This window comes from Brevibacillus dissolubilis, from assembly GCF_006170445.1.
Lineage (GTDB): Bacteria > Bacillota > Bacilli > Brevibacillales > Brevibacillaceae > Brevibacillus_B > Brevibacillus_B dissolubilis.
In genome coordinates, this window is the sequence record NZ_VCNA01000002.1 from 794585 (window position 1) to 816367 (window position 21783).

The 21783-nt window shown below is 48.8% G+C and carries 25 protein-coding genes; all 25 read right to left on the reverse strand.

Translation table 11 applies throughout. The annotated features are described in order from the left end of the window. Positions 1-30 precede the first annotated feature (30 nt). Positions 31-909, reverse strand: coding sequence for a MinD/ParA family protein (locus FGI41_RS05720; protein WP_139488969.1), 879 nt, complete (start codon positions 907-909; stop codon positions 31-33). Continuing rightward, a complete protein-coding gene (gene flhF / locus FGI41_RS05725) occupies positions 902-2329 on the reverse strand; it encodes a flagellar biosynthesis GTPase FlhF (RefSeq protein WP_139488970.1) in 1428 nt (475 codons plus the stop codon). Before flhF ends, FGI41_RS05720 begins: the two co-directional genes overlap by 8 nt. After that, positions 2329-4362, reverse strand: a complete 2034-nt coding sequence (flhA, locus tag FGI41_RS05730; protein ID WP_139488971.1) for a flagellar biosynthesis protein FlhA — start codon at positions 4360-4362, stop codon at positions 2329-2331. Before flhA ends, flhF begins: the two co-directional genes overlap by 1 nt. Positions 4363-4380: 18 nt before the next feature. After that, positions 4381-5478: a flagellar biosynthesis protein FlhB gene (flhB, locus tag FGI41_RS05735; RefSeq protein ID WP_139488972.1), complete on the reverse strand. Its 1098-nt coding sequence runs from the start codon at positions 5476-5478 to the stop codon at positions 4381-4383. A gap of 2 nt (positions 5479-5480) precedes the next feature. After that, positions 5481-6260 carry a flagellar biosynthetic protein FliR gene (gene fliR / locus FGI41_RS05740; protein ID WP_139488973.1) on the reverse strand — a complete coding sequence of 260 codons (780 nt, stop codon included), beginning with the start codon at positions 6258-6260 and terminating at the stop codon, positions 5481-5483. Between the two features lie 3 nt (positions 6261-6263). Continuing rightward, positions 6264-6533 (reverse strand): flagellar biosynthesis protein FliQ, encoded by a 270-nt coding sequence (fliQ, locus tag FGI41_RS05745; RefSeq protein WP_139488974.1) that lies wholly within the window; start codon positions 6531-6533, stop codon positions 6264-6266. Positions 6534-6543: 10 nt separating this feature from the next. Continuing rightward, entirely contained in the window at positions 6544-7320 is a 777-nt protein-coding gene (gene fliP, locus FGI41_RS05750; protein ID WP_139488975.1) for a flagellar type III secretion system pore protein FliP, read from the reverse strand. Further along, entirely contained in the window at positions 7317-8045 is a 729-nt protein-coding gene (locus tag FGI41_RS05755; protein ID WP_139488976.1) for a flagellar biosynthetic protein FliO, read from the reverse strand. Before FGI41_RS05755 ends, fliP begins: the two co-directional genes overlap by 4 nt. An 8-nt stretch (positions 8046-8053) precedes the next feature. Further along, positions 8054-8416 (reverse strand): response regulator, encoded by a 363-nt coding sequence (locus tag FGI41_RS05760; protein WP_139488977.1) that lies wholly within the window; start codon positions 8414-8416, stop codon positions 8054-8056. A 47-nt stretch (positions 8417-8463) separates the two neighbouring features. Further along, positions 8464-9804 carry a flagellar motor switch phosphatase FliY gene (gene fliY / locus FGI41_RS05765; RefSeq protein ID WP_139488978.1) on the reverse strand — a complete coding sequence of 447 codons (1341 nt, stop codon included), beginning with the start codon at positions 9802-9804 and terminating at the stop codon, positions 8464-8466. After that, positions 9797-10792 (reverse strand): flagellar motor switch protein FliM, encoded by a 996-nt coding sequence (gene fliM / locus FGI41_RS05770; RefSeq protein ID WP_139488979.1) that lies wholly within the window; start codon positions 10790-10792, stop codon positions 9797-9799. The genes fliY and fliM overlap by 8 nt, the downstream gene beginning before the upstream one ends. Positions 10793-10916: 124 nt before the next feature. After that, the gene (locus tag FGI41_RS05775; RefSeq protein WP_139488980.1) at positions 10917-11366 is read right to left on the reverse strand and encodes a flagellar basal body-associated FliL family protein; all 450 of its coding nucleotides are present in this window, start codon (positions 11364-11366) and stop codon (positions 10917-10919) included. A 13-nt stretch (positions 11367-11379) separates the two neighbouring features. Continuing rightward, on the reverse strand, positions 11380-11601 hold the full coding sequence (locus FGI41_RS05780; RefSeq protein WP_139488981.1) for a flagellar FlbD family protein: 222 nt from the start codon (positions 11599-11601) through the stop codon (positions 11380-11382). Positions 11602-11675: 74 nt separating this feature from the next. Then, positions 11676-12494, reverse strand: coding sequence for a flagellar basal body rod protein FlgG (gene flgG, locus FGI41_RS05785; RefSeq protein ID WP_139488982.1), 819 nt, complete (start codon positions 12492-12494; stop codon positions 11676-11678). Positions 12495-12579: 85 nt separating this feature from the next. After that, entirely contained in the window at positions 12580-12978 is a 399-nt protein-coding gene (locus FGI41_RS05790; protein WP_139488983.1) for a TIGR02530 family flagellar biosynthesis protein, read from the reverse strand. Between the two features lie 26 nt (positions 12979-13004). After that, positions 13005-14333, reverse strand: coding sequence for a flagellar hook-length control protein FliK (locus FGI41_RS05795; RefSeq protein WP_139488984.1), 1329 nt, complete (start codon positions 14331-14333; stop codon positions 13005-13007). Positions 14334-14395: 62 nt separating this feature from the next. Continuing rightward, the gene (locus FGI41_RS05800; protein WP_139488985.1) at positions 14396-15283 is read right to left on the reverse strand and encodes a MotE family protein; all 888 of its coding nucleotides are present in this window, start codon (positions 15281-15283) and stop codon (positions 14396-14398) included. Positions 15284-15297: 14 nt separating this feature from the next. Continuing rightward, positions 15298-15750, reverse strand: coding sequence for a flagellar export protein FliJ (gene fliJ / locus FGI41_RS05805; protein ID WP_139488986.1), 453 nt, complete (start codon positions 15748-15750; stop codon positions 15298-15300). Between the two features lie 2 nt (positions 15751-15752). After that, positions 15753-17075, reverse strand: coding sequence for a flagellar protein export ATPase FliI (fliI, locus tag FGI41_RS05810; protein ID WP_139488987.1), 1323 nt, complete (start codon positions 17073-17075; stop codon positions 15753-15755). Then, positions 17062-17892 carry a FliH/SctL family protein gene (locus FGI41_RS05815; protein WP_139488988.1) on the reverse strand — a complete coding sequence of 277 codons (831 nt, stop codon included), beginning with the start codon at positions 17890-17892 and terminating at the stop codon, positions 17062-17064. The genes fliI and FGI41_RS05815 overlap by 14 nt, the downstream gene beginning before the upstream one ends. Continuing rightward, positions 17876-18886, reverse strand: a complete 1011-nt coding sequence (gene fliG / locus FGI41_RS05820; RefSeq protein WP_139488989.1) for a flagellar motor switch protein FliG — start codon at positions 18884-18886, stop codon at positions 17876-17878. The genes FGI41_RS05815 and fliG overlap by 17 nt, the downstream gene beginning before the upstream one ends. A 13-nt stretch (positions 18887-18899) precedes the next feature. Then, positions 18900-20483: a flagellar basal-body MS-ring/collar protein FliF gene (gene fliF, locus FGI41_RS05825; RefSeq protein ID WP_139488990.1), complete on the reverse strand. Its 1584-nt coding sequence runs from the start codon at positions 20481-20483 to the stop codon at positions 18900-18902. A 30-nt stretch (positions 20484-20513) separates the two neighbouring features. Further along, on the reverse strand, positions 20514-20810 hold the full coding sequence (fliE, locus tag FGI41_RS05830) for a flagellar hook-basal body complex protein FliE (protein ID WP_139488991.1): 297 nt from the start codon (positions 20808-20810) through the stop codon (positions 20514-20516). A 13-nt stretch (positions 20811-20823) separates the two neighbouring features. Beyond that, positions 20824-21288 carry a flagellar basal body rod protein FlgC gene (gene flgC / locus FGI41_RS05835; RefSeq protein WP_139488992.1) on the reverse strand — a complete coding sequence of 155 codons (465 nt, stop codon included), beginning with the start codon at positions 21286-21288 and terminating at the stop codon, positions 20824-20826. A 6-nt stretch (positions 21289-21294) separates the two neighbouring features. Then, positions 21295-21708: a flagellar basal body rod protein FlgB gene (flgB, locus tag FGI41_RS05840; RefSeq protein WP_139488993.1), complete on the reverse strand. Its 414-nt coding sequence runs from the start codon at positions 21706-21708 to the stop codon at positions 21295-21297. Between the last annotated feature and the right edge of the window lie 75 nt (positions 21709-21783).

Genomic DNA, 21783 nt, shown 5'->3' on the forward strand with positions numbered 1-21783 from the left:
GCACCCTTTCTCTAAACCTCGTGCAGTGTCCTACAACCACTTCTTCATCTTAGCCAGCAAACCTCTCATGCCTGTCGGCTCAGGGGTTGATCCGTGATCGAAAGCGCTGTGCTTTCCTATGTACGCATCCACCAAGCTGCGGATTCCAATCGATGCTCGGGTCTGCGGATACGCTAACAGGAAGGGACGTTGACGCTTGACGGCATTGGAAACATTGGTATCGTCAGACACAAACCCAAGTGTGGACACCTCCAAGCCCAAAAAGCGCTTGGCAACCATACTCAGTTTATCTGCCGTTTGTTTGCCTTCCTTCGGAGAGGAAACCCGATTGATCACCAATTGAATCGGCATGTGCGGATTACGGGAATGAATCATTTTGATTACCGCATAAGCATCGGTGATGGCGGTCGGTTCTGGAGTCGTCACGAGAAGTACTTCATCACATGATAGGATAAAAGTAAGAGACTCCTTGGATATTCCTGCTCCTGTATCAAAAATAATCGTATCTGCATAGCCCTGCAGAGCTTGAAGTTCATCATACAGATGGAAAAGTTGAGCGTCATCAAGATCCAGGATTTGGGTAAAACCCGAACCCCCTGCAATGAATTCCAGATCATTTGGACCTTTTTCAATAATATCCCATATAGAGTTGTTTGTCTCCAATAGATTCAAAAGATGTCTTTTAGGAGAAACCCCCATCAGTACATCCATATTGGCCAATCCGATATCCATATCGAATATGACGACTTTCTGACCCTTTTCCATCAGGCCCAAGGCAAAGTTAAGCGAGAAGTTGGACTTGCCGACGCCCCCTTTGCCACTGGTCACTGCAACTAACCGGGTTCTTTTGCCACCTAACAGCGGATTCTGTTGAAAACGTGCCCGTAATTTTTCCGCCTGATCATGCATATAATTTGTCCCCTAAAATCAGATGAACAATCTTCTCGGTCGTCGCAATGGCGATGTCGTCTGGAACATTCTGCCCGGTAGTCAGATAGGATAAATTGAGTCCAAATTCTGAGATGACGTTGAGAATCGAGCCATAGGTCTCGGTCTCATCTGCTTTCGTGAAAATCACTTTGGTAATCGAAAAGGCACCGAAGTTGTTGATAATTGCTTTCATATCGTCGTACTTGGAGGTTAGGCTGAGCACGAGGTAATTCTCACTTGCCTCCCCTGGTCGGAAGAACTCCTTGATACCGGCTACATATTCATCATTGCGGTAATTGCGACCTGCTGTATCAATCAGGATGAGGTCGCAGTCCGCCAAACGTTCCATCGCCTGCTCGATTTCTTTTGAGGAAAAGACAACTTCGAGCGGTACGTTGAGGATATTCCCATAGGTCTTGAGCTGCTCAACAGCAGCGATCCGATAGGTGTCTGATGTGATAAAACCAACTCTGCGCTTTTCTTTGATCATCGTTTCGGCTGCCAGCTTGGCGATGGTAGTCGTCTTGCCTACCCCTGTCGGTCCGAAGAAAAAGGCGTATTTGACAGTGCTTGGGATGCGGGGCGGGATGCTGACTGCTTTTTCCACCATGCCGCTGAGGATGCCTCTGGCACATGCCATGACTTCCTCTTCCGTCATCTTCGAAGGATCATCGGTCTGAAACAGAATCTCCTTGAGCACGTTGGCGACAATCTCCTCCTCCACCTCCTGGAAGATCAGACGGTCACGAAGCGCGATGAAGGCTGGCGGCAGGTTTTCGCTGTTCTGTTTGAGCAAAAGCAGCTTACGGAACATCTCACGCATATCCTTCAGTTCGCTTGCAATCGCATTGAACTCTCCGGATGAGCGTGGCGTCGTTTCTCTTGTGCGGATCGGTGCGTTCTGGAGAACAGCTTCTGTCCGAGGTGCTTCCGCTGAAGGTGCTGGTTGTGCCACTGGGGCTTGTGCAACATTCACATCCAGCTCTTGGGGCGCCTGTACCATCGTCTGTTGAATCGGGGGGCTCGCTACCGCAGTAGATGCTCCCCGCTCCTGTACGGAGACCGTCTGTGTCGCAAGGGCCTGTTCAAAACCTTGCCCCTGCACAGTACCAGGCTCAACGGTACGTGCCACCGGTGCTTGTTGATACGCTTTTTTCACTGCTGAGCTTGGAGCCACCTTAGGCCGTTGCGGCGCGATGGTAGGTTCAGCAGGAGGCGCTTCACTTGCTTTGGGGTCAACCGCTGCGATTACCTCGATCTTCTGCTTGCTGAAGAGTCCAAGGAATCCACCTGTTTTCACAGACTTGGTATTCAGGATGATTGCATCTTTCCCCAATTCGAGCCTGATTTTTTCGAGTGCATCCGGCATCGAATCGACAACATATCGCTTGACTCTCATTAGAGATTCACCACCCCTACACTTTGCACTTCAACATGTGGTTCTAGTTCACTGTAAGACAGAACGGGTACATCCGGCATCATGCGTTCCATGAGTTGACGAAGGTACATGCGGATCGCAGGTGACGACAGGACGACAGGCTGTTGTCCAAGGGTCACCATTCTGTTGACTTGCTCAGACATGCTTTCAAAGATCAGCTGCGAAGTTTCCGGGTCCATCGCCAGATAGCTTCCCTGCTCAGACTGCTCAATGCGTTCGGAGATTGCTTTTTCTAATCCTGGACCTGCGGTGATGACGCGCAACGGCTGACCCGGTTCGGTGTATTGCAACGTAATCTGACGGGCAAGACCGGCACGCACATACTCGGTCAGGATATCGGGGTCTTTGGTGAAGACCGCGTGATCGGCAAGGGACTCCAAGATGACTTGCAGATTGCGCACAGATACTTTTTCCTTGAGCAGCTTCTGCAAGACTTTTTGTACATCACCAATGGAGAGAGTCGATGGAATCAGCTCGTCGACGAGGACTGGCGCTACCTCACGGACATTGTCGATCAGTGCACGTGTCTCTTGGCGGCCCAATAGCTCGTGTGCGTGACGCTTGATCACTTCGGTCAAGTGCGTAGCCACGACAGACGGCGGATCGACGACGGTATATCCAGACAACTCTGCGATCTCCTTATTATCTTCTGATACCCATAATGCAGGTAATCCAAACGCAGGTTCTGTGGTCGGAATCCCAACAACCGTATCATCTTCAAACCCCGGACTCATCGCCAGGTAATGATCTAAGAGAATCTCACCTTTGGCGACTTGGTTGCCGCGGATTTTGATGACGTATTCGTTCGGACGAAGCTGGATGTTATCGCGGATGCGAATAACAGGTACAACCAGCCCCAATTCAAGCGCACATTGTCTGCGGATCATGATGACACGGTCGAGCAGGTCTCCACCCTGCTTCACGTCAGCCAGCGGAATCAAGCCATAACCGAACTCGAATTCGATCGGGTCGACCTGCAACAGATTGACCACGCTCTCTGGACTGCGTACTTCCTCGATCTGTTGCTCCTCTTCCTGCTCCATCGTAACAGCCAGTTCGGACTTCTGCTTCTGGAGCATTCTCCATGCGGCATAAGCGAGAAGCAGTGCTACAGGCACGGTCGCGAAAAAGCCGATTGGTGTCAGGATCCCAAGCAGAGCCATGGCAATCGCTACGACATAGAGCAATTTTGGGAACAGCATAATCTGATCGGTAATATCTTTCCCCAAACCGCCTTCCGAGTTCGCACGGGTCACAATAATACCGGTCGCTGTCGAGATCAGCAGGGCCGGAACCTGGCTCACCAGTGCGTCACCGATGGATAACAGGGTAAAACGGGAAAGAGCTTCCATAAAACCGAGATCATGAATCGCGACCCCGATAATAAAACCACCAATGATGTTGACGATAAAAATAATGATACCGGCGATCGCGTCACCTTTTACGAATTTACTCGCACCGTCCATCGCCCCGTAGAAGTCAGCTTCACGTTCGATCTTTTGACGACGTTGACGTGCCTCTTGGTCGGTGATCATCCCCGCATTGAGGTCTGCGTCGATACTCATCTGTTTACCTGGCATCGCATCGAGGGTAAAGCGTGCTGCCACCTCTGCGACACGCTCTGAACCTTTGGTGATGACGATGAACTGGATGATGATGAGAATCAGGAAAACGACAAAACCAACGACAGGGCTGCCCCCTACCACGAAGTTACCGAATGCCTCGATTACCTTACCACCTTCCCCGTGTGAGAGGATGTTACGTGTGGTCGATACGTTTAGTGCAAGCCTAAACAGGGTAGTAATCAACAGCAACGTTGGAAAGATCGAGAACTGCAAGGCTTCCTTTGTATTCATCGAGACAAGCAGGATTGTCAAAGAAAGGGAGATATTAAGCACGAGTAAAATGTCAAGGAGTGCAGGTGGCATGGGAATAACCATGGTGACGATAATGCTGAGAACGAATAAGATGACGCCTAATTCTCTTCCTCCCACTTTGACTCCTCCTTCTCGTTATTTCACCTTACCGCGAAGCTTGTAGACATATGCCAAGACTTCTGCGACGGCTTTAAACATTTCTTCGGGGACGGACTGGCCAATTTCAACTTGACTATATAAAGCCCGTGCCAAAGGCTTATTTTCCATGGTTACGATATGATGCTGTTTGGCAATCTCCCTGATCTTTAGAGCAATAAAATCCTGCCCTTTGGCGATAACCATCGGTGCCGCCATCTCCCCGGCTACATAGCGGATGGCAACCGCATAGTGCGTCGGGTTGGTGATTACCACGTCAGCTTTGGGAATTTCTTGCATCATGCGTCGCATCGCCATGGCGCGTTGACGCTCTTTGATCTTACTTTTAATGAGGGGGTCACCCTCCATTTTTTTATACTCGTCTTTAATATCTTGCTTTGACATGCGGAGGTTTTTTTCGTACTCATAGCGTTGATAGAGATAGTCCAAAATACCAAGCACAATCAGAACGACACCGATGGCGATCCCCACTTTTACAATCAGCCAGCCGGCAAATGACAGGATCTCTGCGACTGACATCAGCGCCAGACTCGGAATCTGATCCTTGGCACTCCAGAGCACCTGATACGCTACGATACAGCACGTCGAAATCTTCAGTATGGATTTGAACAGCTCCGCAATCGAGCGCATGGAGAAAATCCGCTTGAAGCCTTCAATCGGGTTGATCTTTTCCAGCTTCATCATCAAGGGCTCCGTGGAGAACAGTACGCCCACCTGCATGTAGTTGGCAAACAACGCGATCAGGAAGCTTACTCCCAGAATCGGACCAACGATCTTTAAGGCCGCTACGCTTAATTGTAATGTCAACCGGCCAAGGTTCTCGGGATTAACTTCCCACAAGGTATAGGTGCTCAGCGATTCACGCATGATCGCAAGCATTGATTCGAACATCCACGAGCCACCGATCAATAACAGTAAAAAGATCAGGGTTACGACAAACGCCGGAGCGATATCCGCGCTTCTGGCCACCTGACCTTTTTTACGGGATTCCTGACGTTTATGTGGGGTCGCTTTTTCGGTCTTTTCACCATTGAAGTATTGCAGGTCTACTGGGAATAAAAAACGTTGTTGGTTCATCTCTAGCCTCCCAGAAGCTTCATCATCTCCGACATGGCGAGGAACATTTTTTCGAACAATCCACTGATCACCACGAAGAAGACAGGCATCACGACAATCAGCATGACAAAACTGGCAAATATTTTAATCGGTAAACCTACTACAAAAATATTAAACTGTGGCACTGTTTTGGCGATAATACCTAAAGAGAGGTCTACGAGAAACAAAGCCACAACGATTGGTGCTGCAATCAGGAAGGCACTCAGGAACATGTGAGAAAAGGCTTGCGTCACGAATGCGAAGACTTCTCCGCTCTCGATCGGCACCCACATCTTATCGACTGCGATCGTCTGGTAGCTCATGAGAATCCCTTTGATCATCAGATGATGCCCATTGATGCTAAAAAAATAGAGCGTCGCGAGAATATCCTTGAAACGTCCGGTAATCGGTACATAGGCCCCTGTTGCCGGGTCCATCACGTTTGCCATTGCGAAGCCCATCTGCATATCCATAAGTCCACCCGCTACGCGGACGGTGTTGAAAAACATGGTGATTAGAAATCCGAGCATCAGTCCAATCAGCGCTTCTTTGATCACATATACGGTAAACATGAGATCGAGAGGAATCGCTGTCTGCACCTTTACATAAGAGAAACTGATGATTGCCATCATGAACGCAAAGCCAATTTTGAACTGGTTCGGCACTCCGCGCATCGAAAAGATCGGCGCCGAGACGATAAACGTAGAAAGTCTCACAAACACCAACAGAAACACTGGAAGATAGGCTTGGATCAACTGTAACATCGCCTACCCCACAAACTTGTGAAGATTACCAAAGATCTCAGCAGTGAACTCAACCACTGTCTGCAGCATCCACGGTCCGAAAAATAAGAGACCGAGAAAAATAGCAACAATCTTCGGAATAAATGCCAGTGTCTGTTCTTGGATTTGTGTGGTCGCCTGAAAGATACTGACTAACAGACCGACCAAAAGACCGATGCCGAGCACAGGTGCTGTGACAATCAAAATCGTATAAACCGTTCCCTGGGCAATCTGTAAAACTAGATCTGAAGTCATAAAAACCCTCCTAGAAGCTTAGTAAGAGCGACTTCACGATGAGATACCAGCCGTCAACCATGATGAACAGGAGGATCTTAAACGGCAATGAAATCATAACAGGCGGCAGCATCATCATACCCATACCCATCAGAACACTTGATACGATCATGTCGATCACAAGGAATGGTATAAAGATCATAAAGCCAATCTGAAAAGCGGTCTTCAGCTCACTAATGGCATAGGCCGGAACCAAGGCCAGAAGTGATACGTCTTCGATTTTCTTTGGCTTTTCTGCTTTCATATAGCCAAGAAACAGAGCCAAATCCTTTTCCCGCGTCTGCTTGAGCATGAAGGTTTTCAAAGGGACAACCCCTTTATCAAACGCCTGCTCCTGGGTGATCTTGCCTGCCATATACGGCTGTATGGCTACGGTGTTCACTTGAGTGAACGTCGGAGCCATAATAAAGAATGACATGAACAAGGCAATCCCAATCAACACTTGGTTCGGCGGCATCTGCTGTGTGGCCAACGCAGTTCTGACAAATGAAAGAACGACAATAATCCGGGTAAAACATGTCATCAACAAAAGAATGGCTGGGGCAATCGATAAAACGGTGAAGAGGAGAAGAAGTTGAACCGAACTGGATGCCTGTTCTGGGTTGCTTTCTCCTCCGCCGCCAATCTGGATGTCGATGTTAGGTATCAGGTCGTTGGCTCCTGCTGTGCTTGGAGCGGCGTGGACAAATGTCGGAATCATCAGTAGAACGGCAACCATGAGTAGAGTTTTCAGCAGCGTCTTTTTCATGATTTCGCTCCTTTGTTGCGGTCTTGCCCATTATCCCATCGACCATCTGGATTATCCGTAAGCTTTACCTCGTCCCATTGCTTTTCCAGCAATTCTTCGAAAGAACCGCTCGCTTCCTCACGCAGGGTAAACTCCGTAGTCTCCTGCGTTTTTTTGCCCCGCAACATGCCAAGCAAGCCCTCCAACGGGTTTTCGTTGTCCGGCTTGATTTCGGCATCGGCAAGGATCAGATCGACCTCATCGCCAGCAGGGATATGTCGCAGAAGCTGAATGTTTTCCCCTACACCGAGGACGTACAAGGCTTCTCCAATTTTGACGATTTGGACTGATTTGTTATTCCCAAGCGGAGCACCACCGATCATCTTGAATGGACCGCTTTGGCGAAGTCCACCACCCATCTGACGTTTGGATAAGAAACGCAGTACCAGATAGATGAGGAGAATCACAATTCCCAAGGAGAATACAACCTGGAGCAAGAAGCCCCACATGCTGGGTGTATTACTCCCTGGCAACTTAACTGATTCCGCAGGAGCATTTTCGGTCACAGTGGATTTTGTCTGATCGGCTGCCGGTGTCTGTGGCGAGTTCTGCATAATGGCGTCATAGGCTGAGCCTTGGCTGTTAGATCCGACTTGTGCATAGCTCTTCATAGGAGTTAATCCAACAAGAAGCATGATGGCGCAAAAAATCCAGACGTACTTGACTCCTGCTTTATGAAATGTCATGGATGGAATTATCCCAATGTTTTCTTAATCGCTTCGATTACGCGATCAGCTTGGAATGGTTTTACGATGAAGTCTTTTGCGCCAGCTTGGATTGCGTCGATAACCATCGCTTGTTGGCCCATCGCGGAGCACATGATTACACGGGCATTAGCATCAAGCTTCTTGATTTCTTTCAGAGCGGTGATCCCGTCCATTTCAGGCATGGTGATGTCCATAGTCACCAAGTCCGGACCCAATTCTTTGTACTTCTCAACAGCTTGTGCACCGTCGCTTGCTTCGCCTACCACGGTGTAACCGTTTTTGGTCAGGATTTCTTTGATCATCATACGCATGAATGCAGCGTCATCTACGATTAGTACTTTGTTGGACATGGGGTGGTTCCTCCCTTAACAAAATAGATACATAATGATGTTTGGTTTTATTGCAGTTTTTGTACGCGATCCCACTGGCTGATGATGTCAGTGACACGAACCCCGAAGTTCTCATCGATGACGACTACCTCGCCTTTTGCAACGAGCTTGTTGTTAACGAGAATATCGACAGGCTCACCTGCCAGTTTGTCAAGCTGAATGATGGAACCTGCGGAAAGTTCCAGGATCTCTTTAATAAGTTTCTTGGTGCGGCCCAATTCTACCGTTACTTGAAGCGGGATATCGAGCAGCAGACCAAGGTTTTGTTCGTCACCAGCAGACAAGCTACCTGCACCTAATGGAGAGAACTGAGCAGGTTTGACGCTTGCTTGGTTCGGTTGGGAACCGTAACCGCCAAAATGCTGTGGTGCCTGTTGGACAGGCGGCTGTTGATATTGTGGCGGGTATGGATACGGTGGATATGGATACGGCGGGTATGGTGGATAGCCTGCCGGTTGACCTTGTGGAGGATAACCTGCTGGTGGCTGACCATATGGATCATATCCGGCCGGTGGAGCCATCTGTGGCTGAGCCTGTTGCGGTTGAGCGGCTGCTGGCTGGTGTTGCGGTACAGGAGCCGGTTCTGGAATGGAAGCTGAAGCTTGTGGAATCGGTTCTTCATACATCTGAGCAGAATCATGGGTAGCGTCAGAAGAACCTGTGCCCATCAGCATATCGATCATCTGCTTCGCAAACTCTACAGGAAGAAGCTGCATGATTTGAGAGTCAATCAACTCTCCATGCTCCCCTACCTTGAGCTGGAAGGAGATCTTCACCAGAATGTCTCCATCTGGGATATTGTGCTCACCCTGCCCTGATGCGAGATCCATCATATCGATACCAGGTGGTGAGATATTTACGAATTGGTTGAAGATCGTAGACATGGAAGTCGCAGCAGAACCCATCATTTGGTTCATCGCTTCTTGTACCGCACTCAGGTGCAGTTCAGAAAGGTCTGTGGTCTCTGGTTTCCCTGTTCCCCCCATCATCAGGTCGGCGATGACAGCAGCATCGTCAACACGGATGACCAAGAGGTTGATCCCCTGAAAGCCGTCCGTATACTCAACGTGAATCGCTACGTGAGGACGTGGAAACTCGGATTCCAGCTGGGCGCGGCTTACGATCGATACTTTCGGTGTGGTGATATCTACCTTTTGGCTAAGCAACGTGGACAAAGCGGTTGCTGCACTGCCGAATGTGATATTTCCGATTTCACCGAGGGCATCTTGTTCAAATGGCGAGAGGTAGCTGGAGACATCTAAGTCTACTTCTTGCTCGTCATCGCCAGACAGATTATTCGCTCGAAGCAATGCATCTATTTCGTCTTGAGATAACATATCCCTACTCATTGTTCTCCTCTCCTTCCTCAACGATCTGGTCAACCTGAACCGAGACTCGGCCTTTCATTGTGCCCGGCTGACCCAAGAATTTGAGCCGGTCACCCACTTTGACCTTCAACATGTTGTCGATTCCTTGGTCGAGTTGGATGACATCACCTTGTGTCAAACTCAAGAACTCACCGACGGTAATCGTACCCGTCCCCAGTTCAGCAACGATTGGCAATTTGGCTGTCTTGACTCGTTCTTCCAAGCGAAGTCGTTCACTGGCATCCCTCACTTTTCGTTGTGAAGCGAACCAGTATTGACCAGATAATTTTGGCATGATCGGTTCGAGTACGACGTGTGGCAGACACAGGTTGATCATACCGGTCGTCTCACCGATTTTTGTACTGAATGAGATAACTGCTACGATTTCATTGGGAGAGACGATCTGCATGAATTGTGGATTCATCTCTAGAACTTCCAGCAGTGGATCAAGCTCAATCACTTGTTTCCAGGCTTCATGAAAACTGTCAAGCGCTTTACTGAAAACACGTTCCATTACGGTCGTTTCGATTTCCGTTAAAGCTCCCATTTTTTCTGGGATTGTGCCTTGTCCCCCTAGCAATCGATCCAACATCGCATATGCAATGTTCGGATTCACTTCCAGTACCATTCGGCCTTCCAAAGGGGGCGCTTCAAATATATTGAGGATCGTCATCTTTGGAATCGAGCGGATAAACTCGTCATATGGCAACTGGTCAACAGAGGCGACAGTGATCTGCACGAAGGTTCGAAGCTGAGCTGAAAAGTACGTGGTCAGTAGTCGGGCGTAGTTTTCATGAATCCGTGTCAAGCCTCGTATTTGGTCCTTGGAGAACCGCAGCGCTCGTTTGAAGTCGTATACTTTTACTTTCTTTTCGGTGTCTTCTTTCTTCAGCTCGTTAGCGTCCATCTCACCAGATGATAGTGCCGCTAACAAGGCATCGATCTCACTTTGTGAGAGTACCTCGGCCATTTCGGTCACCTCCCCCTACTATGTAATTAAAAACGGAAATGACTCTCGGAACAATACTCGAAATGTGGTAAAACGATTTCAAACATTTCCCTCACACTTTACATGCGCGTCCCAGCGCACTTTTCTACCCTTTTGTAAACTTGGTCGTGATGACCTGAACGATTTTACCATCTTCTAAAATTGCGCTAATTTCGTTCATGATCTTCGCTTCCAGCTTATTAATCCCTTCCGTCCCTTTTATATCTTCTGAGGTCAGGCCGGCAAGGGTCTTAATAATGATTTGGTTGACTTGTGGAAGTCGTTTGGTCAGCTCTTCTTTGGTGTCTGCGTTGTCAGCAGTGATACTGTAACGCACAATGATATAGCTGTTAGACATGAGGTTGGTGGTGATCTCACCCGTATCTACGGTGTATTCAGCCATTTCCTCTGCGGTAAGCACAGGAACCTCTTTTTCCACTTCATGTCCTGCGGAGGATTGATCCATGTAATTCCACAGGAAGAAAGCGACCACACCTAATAAGGAGATGGCAATGATGATAATGAGTGCCATGTTGAAAAGTTTATTTTTAAACATCGTAAGCCTCCCGCTATTCTTTGGATTCGCCAGACGGACGTGGAATGACAGTAGCTACATTTAACGTTTGATAGAAAGTGGCAACGCGTCCAGCTACCTCTTGGGCATTCTCTTTCACGATGTATTTCTTTCCGTTTGTCAGCGTGATAATCGTGTCCGGAGTCGCTTCGACCAACTCGATATGTGCAGCATTCAAAAATATTTTTCCACCATTAAAACGAGTTACTTCAATCATCCGCTACTCCTTCCGGGATTTGGGAGGGGGAGTGATGGATGTACCCACCATCCCCCAGCCGTTATCCGCGATTATTATCGTTTCAGATTCACGAGTTCTTCAAGAATGCTGTCAGAAGTGGTGATAATACGAGAATTTGCTTGGAAACCGCGTTGTGCTACGATCATTTCGGTAAATTCTTCAGTCAGATCTACGTTGGACATTTCCAATGTACCGGAAACAATGGTGCTGGAAGCTGTTGTCGGGTCAGTTGGTTCTACTTCTGTCGCGCCGCCTGGGTTGGCGTTGGTCGTCATCTCAAACAGGGAACCGCCGATTTTTTTCAGACCGCCTGGGTTAGATACGGTGAACATCCCGATTGTCTGGTCAACCGTGGTTACACCTGCAGCATCGGTTTTGTTGATCGAACCGTTACGGCCGATGGAGTAAGAAACGAACTCTTCACGGGAGATTTGGATTGGCGCCCCGCCACTGTCCAAAACATACATCCCTTGTGCATTTACAAGGAAACCGTCAGCGTCGCGGGTGAAGTTACCTGCACGGGTGAGGTATCTTGCTTCACCATCTTGGGATGGGCTGACGATGAAGAAACCGTCACCTTCGATCGAAAGGTCAGAGATGAGGTTGGTCGTCATCGGGCTACCCGGAGAGTGTACGACGTCGATGGATGCGGTCTGTACGCCAAGACCTACTTGTTTCGGGTTCACACCACCGATTCCGTCACCAGTAGGAGCGGAAGCACCAGAGATGTTTTGGTTCAGGATGTCTTGGAACATCACGCGGCTCTTTTTGAAGCCTACGGTGTTCACGTTAGCGATATTGTTACCGATTACGTCAAGCTTGGTTTGGAAACCTTTCATACCCGAAATACCAGAGTACATAGAACGTAACATGGATGAAATCCCCCTCGATCATTTTGTTGTTGATTACGTCAATCGGTCAGTAATCAAAGGGCTTCCTCAATGGAGGTCCGGCCCATTACACAAATACGGCGCTGTCAATGTTAGTAAAAACGTTGTCCTTCATGTTGGCATCATCCACCGCGGTGATCACTTTGCGGTTGGTAATGCTGACAACATAAGCGACATTGTCCATCAAGATGAGAGATTCCCGAGCGCCTTTGCCTGCAGCCTTCTTGACTCCGCCTTCCAATCGTGCGAGTTCAGCTTCACCCAGCTGAATTCCACGTTCTTTGAGACGGTTTAATGCATGTTGGCTAAAGCTGATCGCTTGGGTCTTGGCCGGATTCGTTTTTAGAGATTCATGCAACCAGTCATCAAACGGCTTTTGTACCGTCTGGGGATTCTGAGGCTGCTTGGTTACGCCGTGTGGTCGTGAAGGAAAGTAAGTCTGGCCCACCCGAAACTGTTGATTCATCAGGGTCCTCCTTTCCTGTCCGCCGCTTACAGAGTGACGTCAATGTTGCCGCGGGATGTGGCGGTAACTTGTGTCGTTTGCATGACGGCATCAAAAGAGTTGTCTGTTGTTTCATCTTGTTGACGTTGGTTCTGCTGTTGTTGGGCTTGATCACGTGTCTGCTCTCGTTGGCCGTTCATATCGAATGGCTGCTGTTGCTGCTGGTTTTGCGGTTGATGTGATACTTCCAGCTTATCAACCGTCAGACCTTGCTGTACGAGCGCTGTACGGAGTTGGGACAGTTGGTTGTCAATGATGTCCTTGGACGATGCGTTATCCGCGACGAAGTGAGCGGTAATCACGCCGTTCTCAGCGGTAATCTTGACATGTACCTGACCAAGTGCCTGTGGATGCAGGATCAGCTTCGTTTCGGTTACACCAGAGAGTCCATTCACTTTCATCTGACGGACGAATACATCTGATACTTCTTGCCCAAACTGATCAGCCCGCACGTTGTATCCTTGTGCTGCCTGCTGTACAGTGGCATTGGTCTGCTGATTCGCCACAGACAGATTCGTCACCGTGTTGGCTTGGCCTTGATTGTTGCCTTCGATGCCTTCCAATCCAGTGGCGGTCTGAGCAGTCAGATCCACTTGGTTGGTAAGCGTCTGCTTGACGGTCAGTGTCTCCGCCTGGTACATGGAAAGTGCACGGTTGACTCGCATGGATTGTACAGGTGTGATATCCTGTTTGGAATCCACTGCTGCGGTCTGGACTTGCTGTGGGTTCACGACGGCAAATGCCTTCGCACCCCATGGCGCCTGGATCTTGTTTTCTTTGGTCACAGTAGTCTCCACTTCATCTACTACCGCACCGAACTGAGCCAGAAAATCAGTCGCTTGCTTGACGAGCTTGACGCCTTGTTCTGTTTTGTCTGTTGCCGTGTTTTGCACCAGTTCGTTGAATGCACGGGCCAGTTCAGCCGCTTGTGCATGCTGTGGAGTATCCTGCTTGAGTGAGCCGAGTAATTGTGTCAGTTTACCGACAAAATTCTGACTAACCTCTTCAACAGAAAGTGTCTTCCCATTCTCCTGAACCTGTACCTGCTCAACCTGGGTCTCCTGCATAGTGCCAGCCAACATCGCTCCAAGCAACGCCAGCAGATCACCCATCTCCTGAATGTCTTCCGGATTCACTCCTTGTGGGAGCTCTTGAATCAGTTCCGGTTGCGCCTCAAGAGTGAGCAGTGCATTCCCCATCGTCAAAGCGAAGAGTCCTGCCGGTGTTCCTTGACCGACTGTGGCTTGTGTGCCTGCACCAGTCGTAACGAGTCCTGGTTGTGCCTGGACTTGCCCCATCAGATTAGATACGTTCATGTCGTCACCTCCTCATGGCTATCGATTTGTTGCTATAAAAAACGGTAAGCAGTTGTTACCACTTACCGGGGCAACACACTCGTCAGACGAGCAGCAATCTCAGGCTTTTCTTTGGAAATGGCAGAAAGAATTTGTGCTCTTTTATCATTTCCCAATCCTGCAAGAATTGAAACTGCTCTTTGTTGATTCGTCTCTGTCAGCGTGGTAATAATTTTCCCAGCATCTTCAGGAGCCATTTGTCCGAAGGTGTCTACCAAGTTGTTTGTGCCAGTTGAGGAGCTGGAGCGCGTATCGCTGAGTGCTTTGGATAAGATTTGTACACGTTGTTGAAGGGCGGCAATATCGTCGTCCTTGTCTACGGTGGTATCCTTAATCAAGATGGAGATATCCGCCGCTTTTTTCGGGTCCATCTTCTCGAGGATCAGTGCGCGCTGGTCCAGCTTCATCTTGGACATCACGGCTACCGCTTCTTCATTAGACAAGTTCGATACGATGGCGGCAGCGTTCTTCGCTGACATCGAGCCATACATTTTGGCAAGGTCTGCGTACTGCTTCTGGCGCTCTTCATCACCGGTGCGCTTCTCTTCCATCATTTTTTGCAGTTCACTGATCTGCTTCTGCATCGCAATGATCGTAGATTCTTTCTTCGCTACTTCTTCCTGCAGGTCGGATGCGGCCTGCTTGCTCTTGATCACATCGCTTTGTGCTTTCGCCAGTTCGTTTTGGACGTTTTTCGCTTCGTCCGCACCATTCTCGGCTGAGCGGTCAGGCAGTACTTTTTCTACAAAAGGAATCGAGTTGCCGATATCGAGAGCTTTACCGATCACATCAATACCGAGTAGGCTAAGCAGCACCCCCGCCAAGAGGCTTGCGAAAAGTGCCGGTATCAAAATCATGTAAAAAAACCATTCTAGCTTGCTATATTCCCTTTCCTCTTGGACCTCTTCCATAGGTGAGCCTCCTTTCATCCCCGGTTCTCCTTGCGCCAGTAACGCGTAATCCCGATTTCGTCCAACTCTTTTTGCTCACGACTTTTTTGGTTTTCTTCAAAAGTCTCTTGGGCTTTATCCTTGAGCTTCTGCCAGAGCTGTGACTCTTGCATATGAGAATGGAGCTTCGTCTGGCAACGCTCCACCTCTTGTTCACATCCGACCAACGTGATTTTCTGGCTGTGGATTTGACGGTCAACAGCCAGACGGTAGCGGTTGAGTTCGAGAAGTTGTGCAGCACTGATCGGTTGAGCCTGGACCTGAACCATGGATTCGGTTATCTTCTCACGATGCTCCGCCAGCTCATAGAGTCTGTTTTCTTCCTCTACTTTGCGTTGGACTGATTTACCAAACGCCCATTGTGCCTGTTCAGTCTCTTTTTCTTTCAAATCCAAGACCTTTTGCAAATGAAAACGAAAGCTTTTCATTCTTATTGGACACCTCCGAAGTGGGCGGTTAAGGCTTTCACCGTGGTAACAATCTCAGACGGTTCGTGAGTTCCTTGCGCAGTGAACTCGCGGATGAGTTCACGGTAGCGGATTGCTGTATCAATCTCGCGGTTAGAGCCCATCTTATAAGCTCCGATGTTGATTAAATCTTCAGCTTCCTTAAAGGTAGCCATATATCGTTTGAGAGTACGGGCCGCATCCAGATGCTGATCACTGCTGATCTCATTCATGACACGGCTAACGCTTTGCAGGATATCAATCGCTGGGAAATGTCCCTTTTGTGCGATTTTCCGGTCGAGGACAATATGCCCGTCGAGAATACCACGCACCGCATCGGCGATCGGGTCATTCATGTCATCAGAGTCAACCAGCACGGTATAGAATGCGGTGATACTTCCTTTGTCTGCTGTACCTGCACGCTCCAGAAGCTTTGGCAACAGGGCAAATACGGATGGCGTGTAACCACGGGTCGCAGGCGGTTCACCAATCGCCAATCCCACTTCACGCTGTGCCATGGCAAAACGGGTCACCGAGTCCATCATCAGCATCACGTTGAGACCACGGTCACGGAAATACTCCGCAATCGAAGTGGCGATCATGGATGCTTTGATCCGGATCATCGCAGGCTGGTCTGAAGTGGCCACGATTACAACGGAGCGCTTCAGTCCTTCTTCCCCTAAATCCTTCTCGATAAACTCCATGACCTCACGCCCACGCTCCCCAATCAGCGCAATCACGTTGATATCTGCCTTGGTGTTCCGGGCAACCATCCCAAGCAGGGTGGACTTACCTACACCAGAACCGGCAAAGATACCGACACGCTGCCCTTTCCCGATGGTGAGCAGACCGTCAATCGCGCGAACACCTACGCTGAGTGGCTCGACAATCCGGGGACGTAAGAGCGGATTAGGCGGCATATTGTTGGTTGGATATTCCGTCAAACCAAAAGGAACAGGAGCACCTGTCAACGGCCTTCCCAGCCCATCGAGCACACTGCCGAGAATTTCCGGTCCTACCTTGACTGTAAGCGGTTTGCCTGTCGCCACCACATCACAACCCGGTCCGATGAATGATAATTCCCCCAGCGGCATCAAGAGCACCTTGTTATCACGAAAGCCGACGACCTCCGCCATAATCGGCTCTTGATTATGCTGGGAGTAGATCAGACATACTTCGCCCAGTTTCGCTTCCGGTCCCTGTGACTCAACAGTAAGTCCAACTACTTGTGTCACTTTTCCGTTGATGCGCACAGGGTCCATCGTTTGCAGGGTTTGCAAATATTTCTCGATATTAAGAGAGGCCATTTGCTTCACTTCCTCGCGCAAGATCGAGCAAGACCTGTTTGATCTCACTGAGCTGCGTATCAATTCGCGCGTCAACACTGCCGAGCAGTGTCCGAATCACACAGCCTTCATCAGCCACGCCATAGTCCGGGTAAATGGACAATTCGGCCTGACCATCAAGCAAAGCCAGCAATTGTTCACGATGCTCTTCTATAAAAGAGAAGTAACGATGATTGACGCAAAGGGTAATCTGTCCATGAAGACGGGAACGCCGCAACACATTTCGCGCCATTTCCAGAACTTTATCAGGTGCTTGTGAAATCTCATCACCGATAATTTTCTTAGCAATTTGAGTACTTAGTTCCACTAAAAAAGGTTCACCCTGAGCAATAATTCTTTCCTTTTCGACATATGCTCTTTGAAGAACCTCTCTCGCCTCTGTCACATGTTGCATCTGTTCTTCAATCGCAGCTTGGCGGCCAAGCTCTATGCCGTGCGCCATTCCTTGCTCCTGTGCTTCTGCAAAGATCTCTTGGGCGGCTTGCTCCGCCTCCTGACGTGCTTGCTCCTGCCAGGCCTCGATCTCGCGCATCGCCTGTTGTCTCAGTTCTTCCGCCTGCCGGCCTGCTTCTTCCATGATCCGTTGTGCCATCTCTTCAGCATCTTGCAAAATGGTCTGCGCCTCGGCTTCTGCACTTTCTACAGCTGGATGCACATTTTCTTGCAACTTATTGAAACCTGCACCCGTCTGTATAGGTGAAGCTTTCACCTGAAGAACAACCTTCTCTTCTGACTGTGAATAAGAAGAAGCTTTGAAGACTCTAGACAATGATATCATCTCCTCCGCCGCGGGCGATGATGATCTCACCAGCCTCTTCTAGACGACGAATGGTGGCAACAATGCGGGACTGTGCTTCCTCAACATCACGCAAACGAACCGGTCCCATGAATTCCATCTCTTCACGGAAGGTTTCCGCCATACGTTTGGACATATTACGGAAGATCGTTTCGCGTACTTCTTCACTCGCCACTTTAAGCGAGAGCATAAGGTCTGCATTCTCGACATCGCGGATGACACGCTGAATGGAACGGTTGTCGAGCGTAGCAATATCTTCGAATACGAACATACGCTTTTTGATTTCTTCGGCAAGCTCTGGGTCTTGAATTTCGAGAGAGTCCAAAATAGTGCGCTCTGTACTGCGGTCAACACCGTTGAGGACATTCACGATTGCTTCAATACCACCTGCTTGCGTATAGTCTTGCGTCACAGTAGCAGAGAGCTTCTGCTCGAGAACCTGTTCTACCTGTGCGATCACTTCTGGAGACGTACTGTCCATCATAGCGATCCGCTTTGCGACGTCAGCCTGACGGTCCTGTGGTAATGCTGAGAGGATCATCGCAGCCTGAGTCGGTTCCAAATAAGCGAGTACCAGCGCAATCGTCTGAGAGTGCTCGTTTTGAATAAAGTTTAAAATTTGGCTTGGGTCTGCCTTACGTGCAAAGTCAAACGGGCGGACTTGCAGGTTGGCAGTCAGGCGATTGATGATATCCATCGCTTTGGTCGCACCAAGCGCTTTTTCAAGGATATCCTTGGCGTAGGTGATACCGCCTTGTGCGATAACTTCTTTCGCTACCGCAATCTGATGGAATTCAGACAGAACTTTACCCTTCTCCTCATGATCGACCTTTCTGACGTTGGCGATCTCCAGAGTCATCTGCTCGATCTCATCTTCGCGCAGATGCTTAAATACCTGGGCCGAAACGTCGGGGCCTAGCGAGATAAGGAGAATCGCAGCCTTCTGCCGGCCCGTTAATTCTTTAGCACGAGCCATCTATCCTCACTCCTTAATCTTCTGCTAGCCACGTGCGTAACAGCACAACAAATTCATCAGGATTTGTACGGGCTAGCTTCTCTAATTGTTTGCGAACAATGACATCGTCTGTATTTTCATCGGATTCAAGTTCTGGTATTTCAAATGGTCGCGGAGCTGGTAGATCGGGAATCTCTTCTTCCAATTCCTGTTGTTGACGACGACGGCGCATCAGAACAAAAGCAACCGCACCAATCGCAAGCAATGCCAATGCACCCGCACCGTACAGCAAGGTTGGGCTCAAACCAGTCTGCTCTTCGGCAACAACTTTACCGGAGAATGGTCGTGCAAATACAGTAATACGTTGATCCAGTTCTTCTGGTGTTACTTCTTTATCACTCAGAGTGACACGGACGACGTTACGCAGCACATTTTTGATGTTTTCACTAGTTGCATCATCAAGTGTGGCGCCGTTAACCGGCTCTACCCCTACGCTAATGGAAATATCTTTGATTTGATACGGACTTTCTGTAACGTTTCTGGTAATACGGTTCACTTCACGGTTTACACGGTCCGTAAGCTCCTCATATTGGCTGTTGGTGCCACCTTCCTCAGTGCCTGGATAACCCGGAACCTGATTGTCGCCGGTTCCCGCAGCCCCTCCTGGAACAGCCCCTTGGCCGGAAAACGTTTTAGACAGTTTTTCCGCACTGATAATGATCCCCTCGTTATTCTCCTTATCTACAGGTTCAACAAGGTTCTCTACGCGGTTTTCTTTCGCGAAGTTCATCTCTACGGTAGCAAGAACTTGTACTTTATCCCGCCCCATGATGGTTCCAAGAAGATTGTAAAGGTTCTGTTGAATCTTCTTTTCCACTTCGGATTTGATTTTTGCCTGCTGTTCGTAAGCATTAAGCGTACCGCCGGATTCTGACCCACTGTCGGACAGCTCAAGCGGGTTGGAATATTGGTCTGTAATCGTGATGTTCTCAATCGGGAGCTTCTCTGCACTTCTTGATACGATATAGTACAAGGCCCGGATTTGTTGTTCATTGAGACGCATGCCCGGTTCGATATCTACGATAACAGAAGCGGTTGATTCTTGTTTCTCATCGGTGACAAAGATGCCTTCTTCCGGTTGGGTCAGGATTACTTGTGCGTTGGTTACGCCACGCACCCGCTCCAGCATCTTTTTGATTTCTGTCTGTAATGCGTCTTTTTTGATGACATCGAACTGACGGTCCGTAATTCCGAATCCACTGCTGTTACTGAATATTTCGGAACTGATGCCCGCTTCTTTCGGGATGCCTTGGGAAGCAAGATCAACGATAATATCCTGTGCCTGAACTTGCGGTACTTCAATGCCTGTACCGTTGCCAGTGATCCGATACGGGATTTGCTGGGCATCCAGCTCTGCTTTAATTGACCCGATCTCCTGCTCACTCAACCTTTGATCATACAGAGGAACGTACACAGGTTGAGAGGCGAAGTATATGTAGAGACCCAGGGCAATCGTAACGAAAGCTGCAATGGCACCGATCATCATCTTTTGTCTGGTTGTAAAACGGTCCCAAAAACCTCTTATCTGGTCTCTATATAAGGCTAGACGTTCGTTCATGTTTCACCTCGCCGAGGAATACCAAAATCATTATACCTGCATACGCATGATTTCTTGGTAGGATTCGATTACTTTATTTCGTACCTGCATCGTCATTGACAGCATGAGCGAAGCTTTTTGACTTGCCACCATTACTTGATGCACATCTTCCACTTGCCCTGCCGCAAACTTTTTGCCGAGTGTCTCGGACTCTGCTTGTGACGCATTCAGGTTATCAACTGCTTCTGACAAAAACTTAGAGAAGGACTCTGCTGTCTGTGCCGGAGTAGCTGTAGGAGTGGCCAATGGTTGTGGAACGGCAATTTTTCCAAGACGGCTAATTTCCATGTGGGATTACTCCTTATCTACCATTGATTTCAAGTGCTTTCATCATCATTGCCTTCGATGCATTCATGACGGTTACGTTGGCCTCGTAGGCACGGGATGCAGAGATCATGTCGACCATCTCTTTCATCACATCTACGTTAGGCAAGTATACATAACCTTCGCCGTCTGCGTCTGGATGATCAGGATCAAACACCCGTTTAAACGGGGTGTTGTCTTCCTTGATTCCTGTTACGCGTACACCCTGCTCAGGTTTCGTTTGCGCGACATTTCCGATCGCTGCCTGCAGTACGCTGTCAAATGAATCATTGGATTTTGGAGAAATTTCTACCATTTTACGGCGATAAGGCTGCCAAACACCATCCACCATCTTGGCACGGGTCGAATTGGCATTGGCAATGTTAGCTGCAATCGTATCCAATCGAAGGCGGTTGGCTGTTAACGCTGACGTGCTCGTATCAATCCCTCGAAACAAACTCATCTTTTACTACCTCCCTCCACCTTCAATTACACTCTTCAGCTTGGTGAAATAGCCGTTCGTCATTTGAACGAGACCATTGTACCAAATTTGGTTTTTTGCCTGCTGACTCATCTCATATTCGATATCGACGTTATTCTCGTTGTTTTGCATCATCGTACTGGGATTCGATACGATTTGAGGCGATAGGACTGATTGGCCAGTACCTTTACCCATCTGCAAGTGTCTGCTATCTGTCGTATATGGAACGAATTTACTAGCAGTCCCGTTCATCTCTTGCTGCAGGAGGTCTTCAAACACGACCTGCTTGCTCTTGAAATGAGGGGTGTCTGCATTAGCAATGTTATTTGCTATCGTTCTTTGTCGAAGCGTGGCAACGTCCAAAGAACGTTCTAATAATCGCAATTGATTGGTATTAAGCAACGTTTCTCCCCCCCACTTTGCACATCTCTTTCTTCAATCGCATATGCTTTTCCTGCTTATTCGACACTTAACACG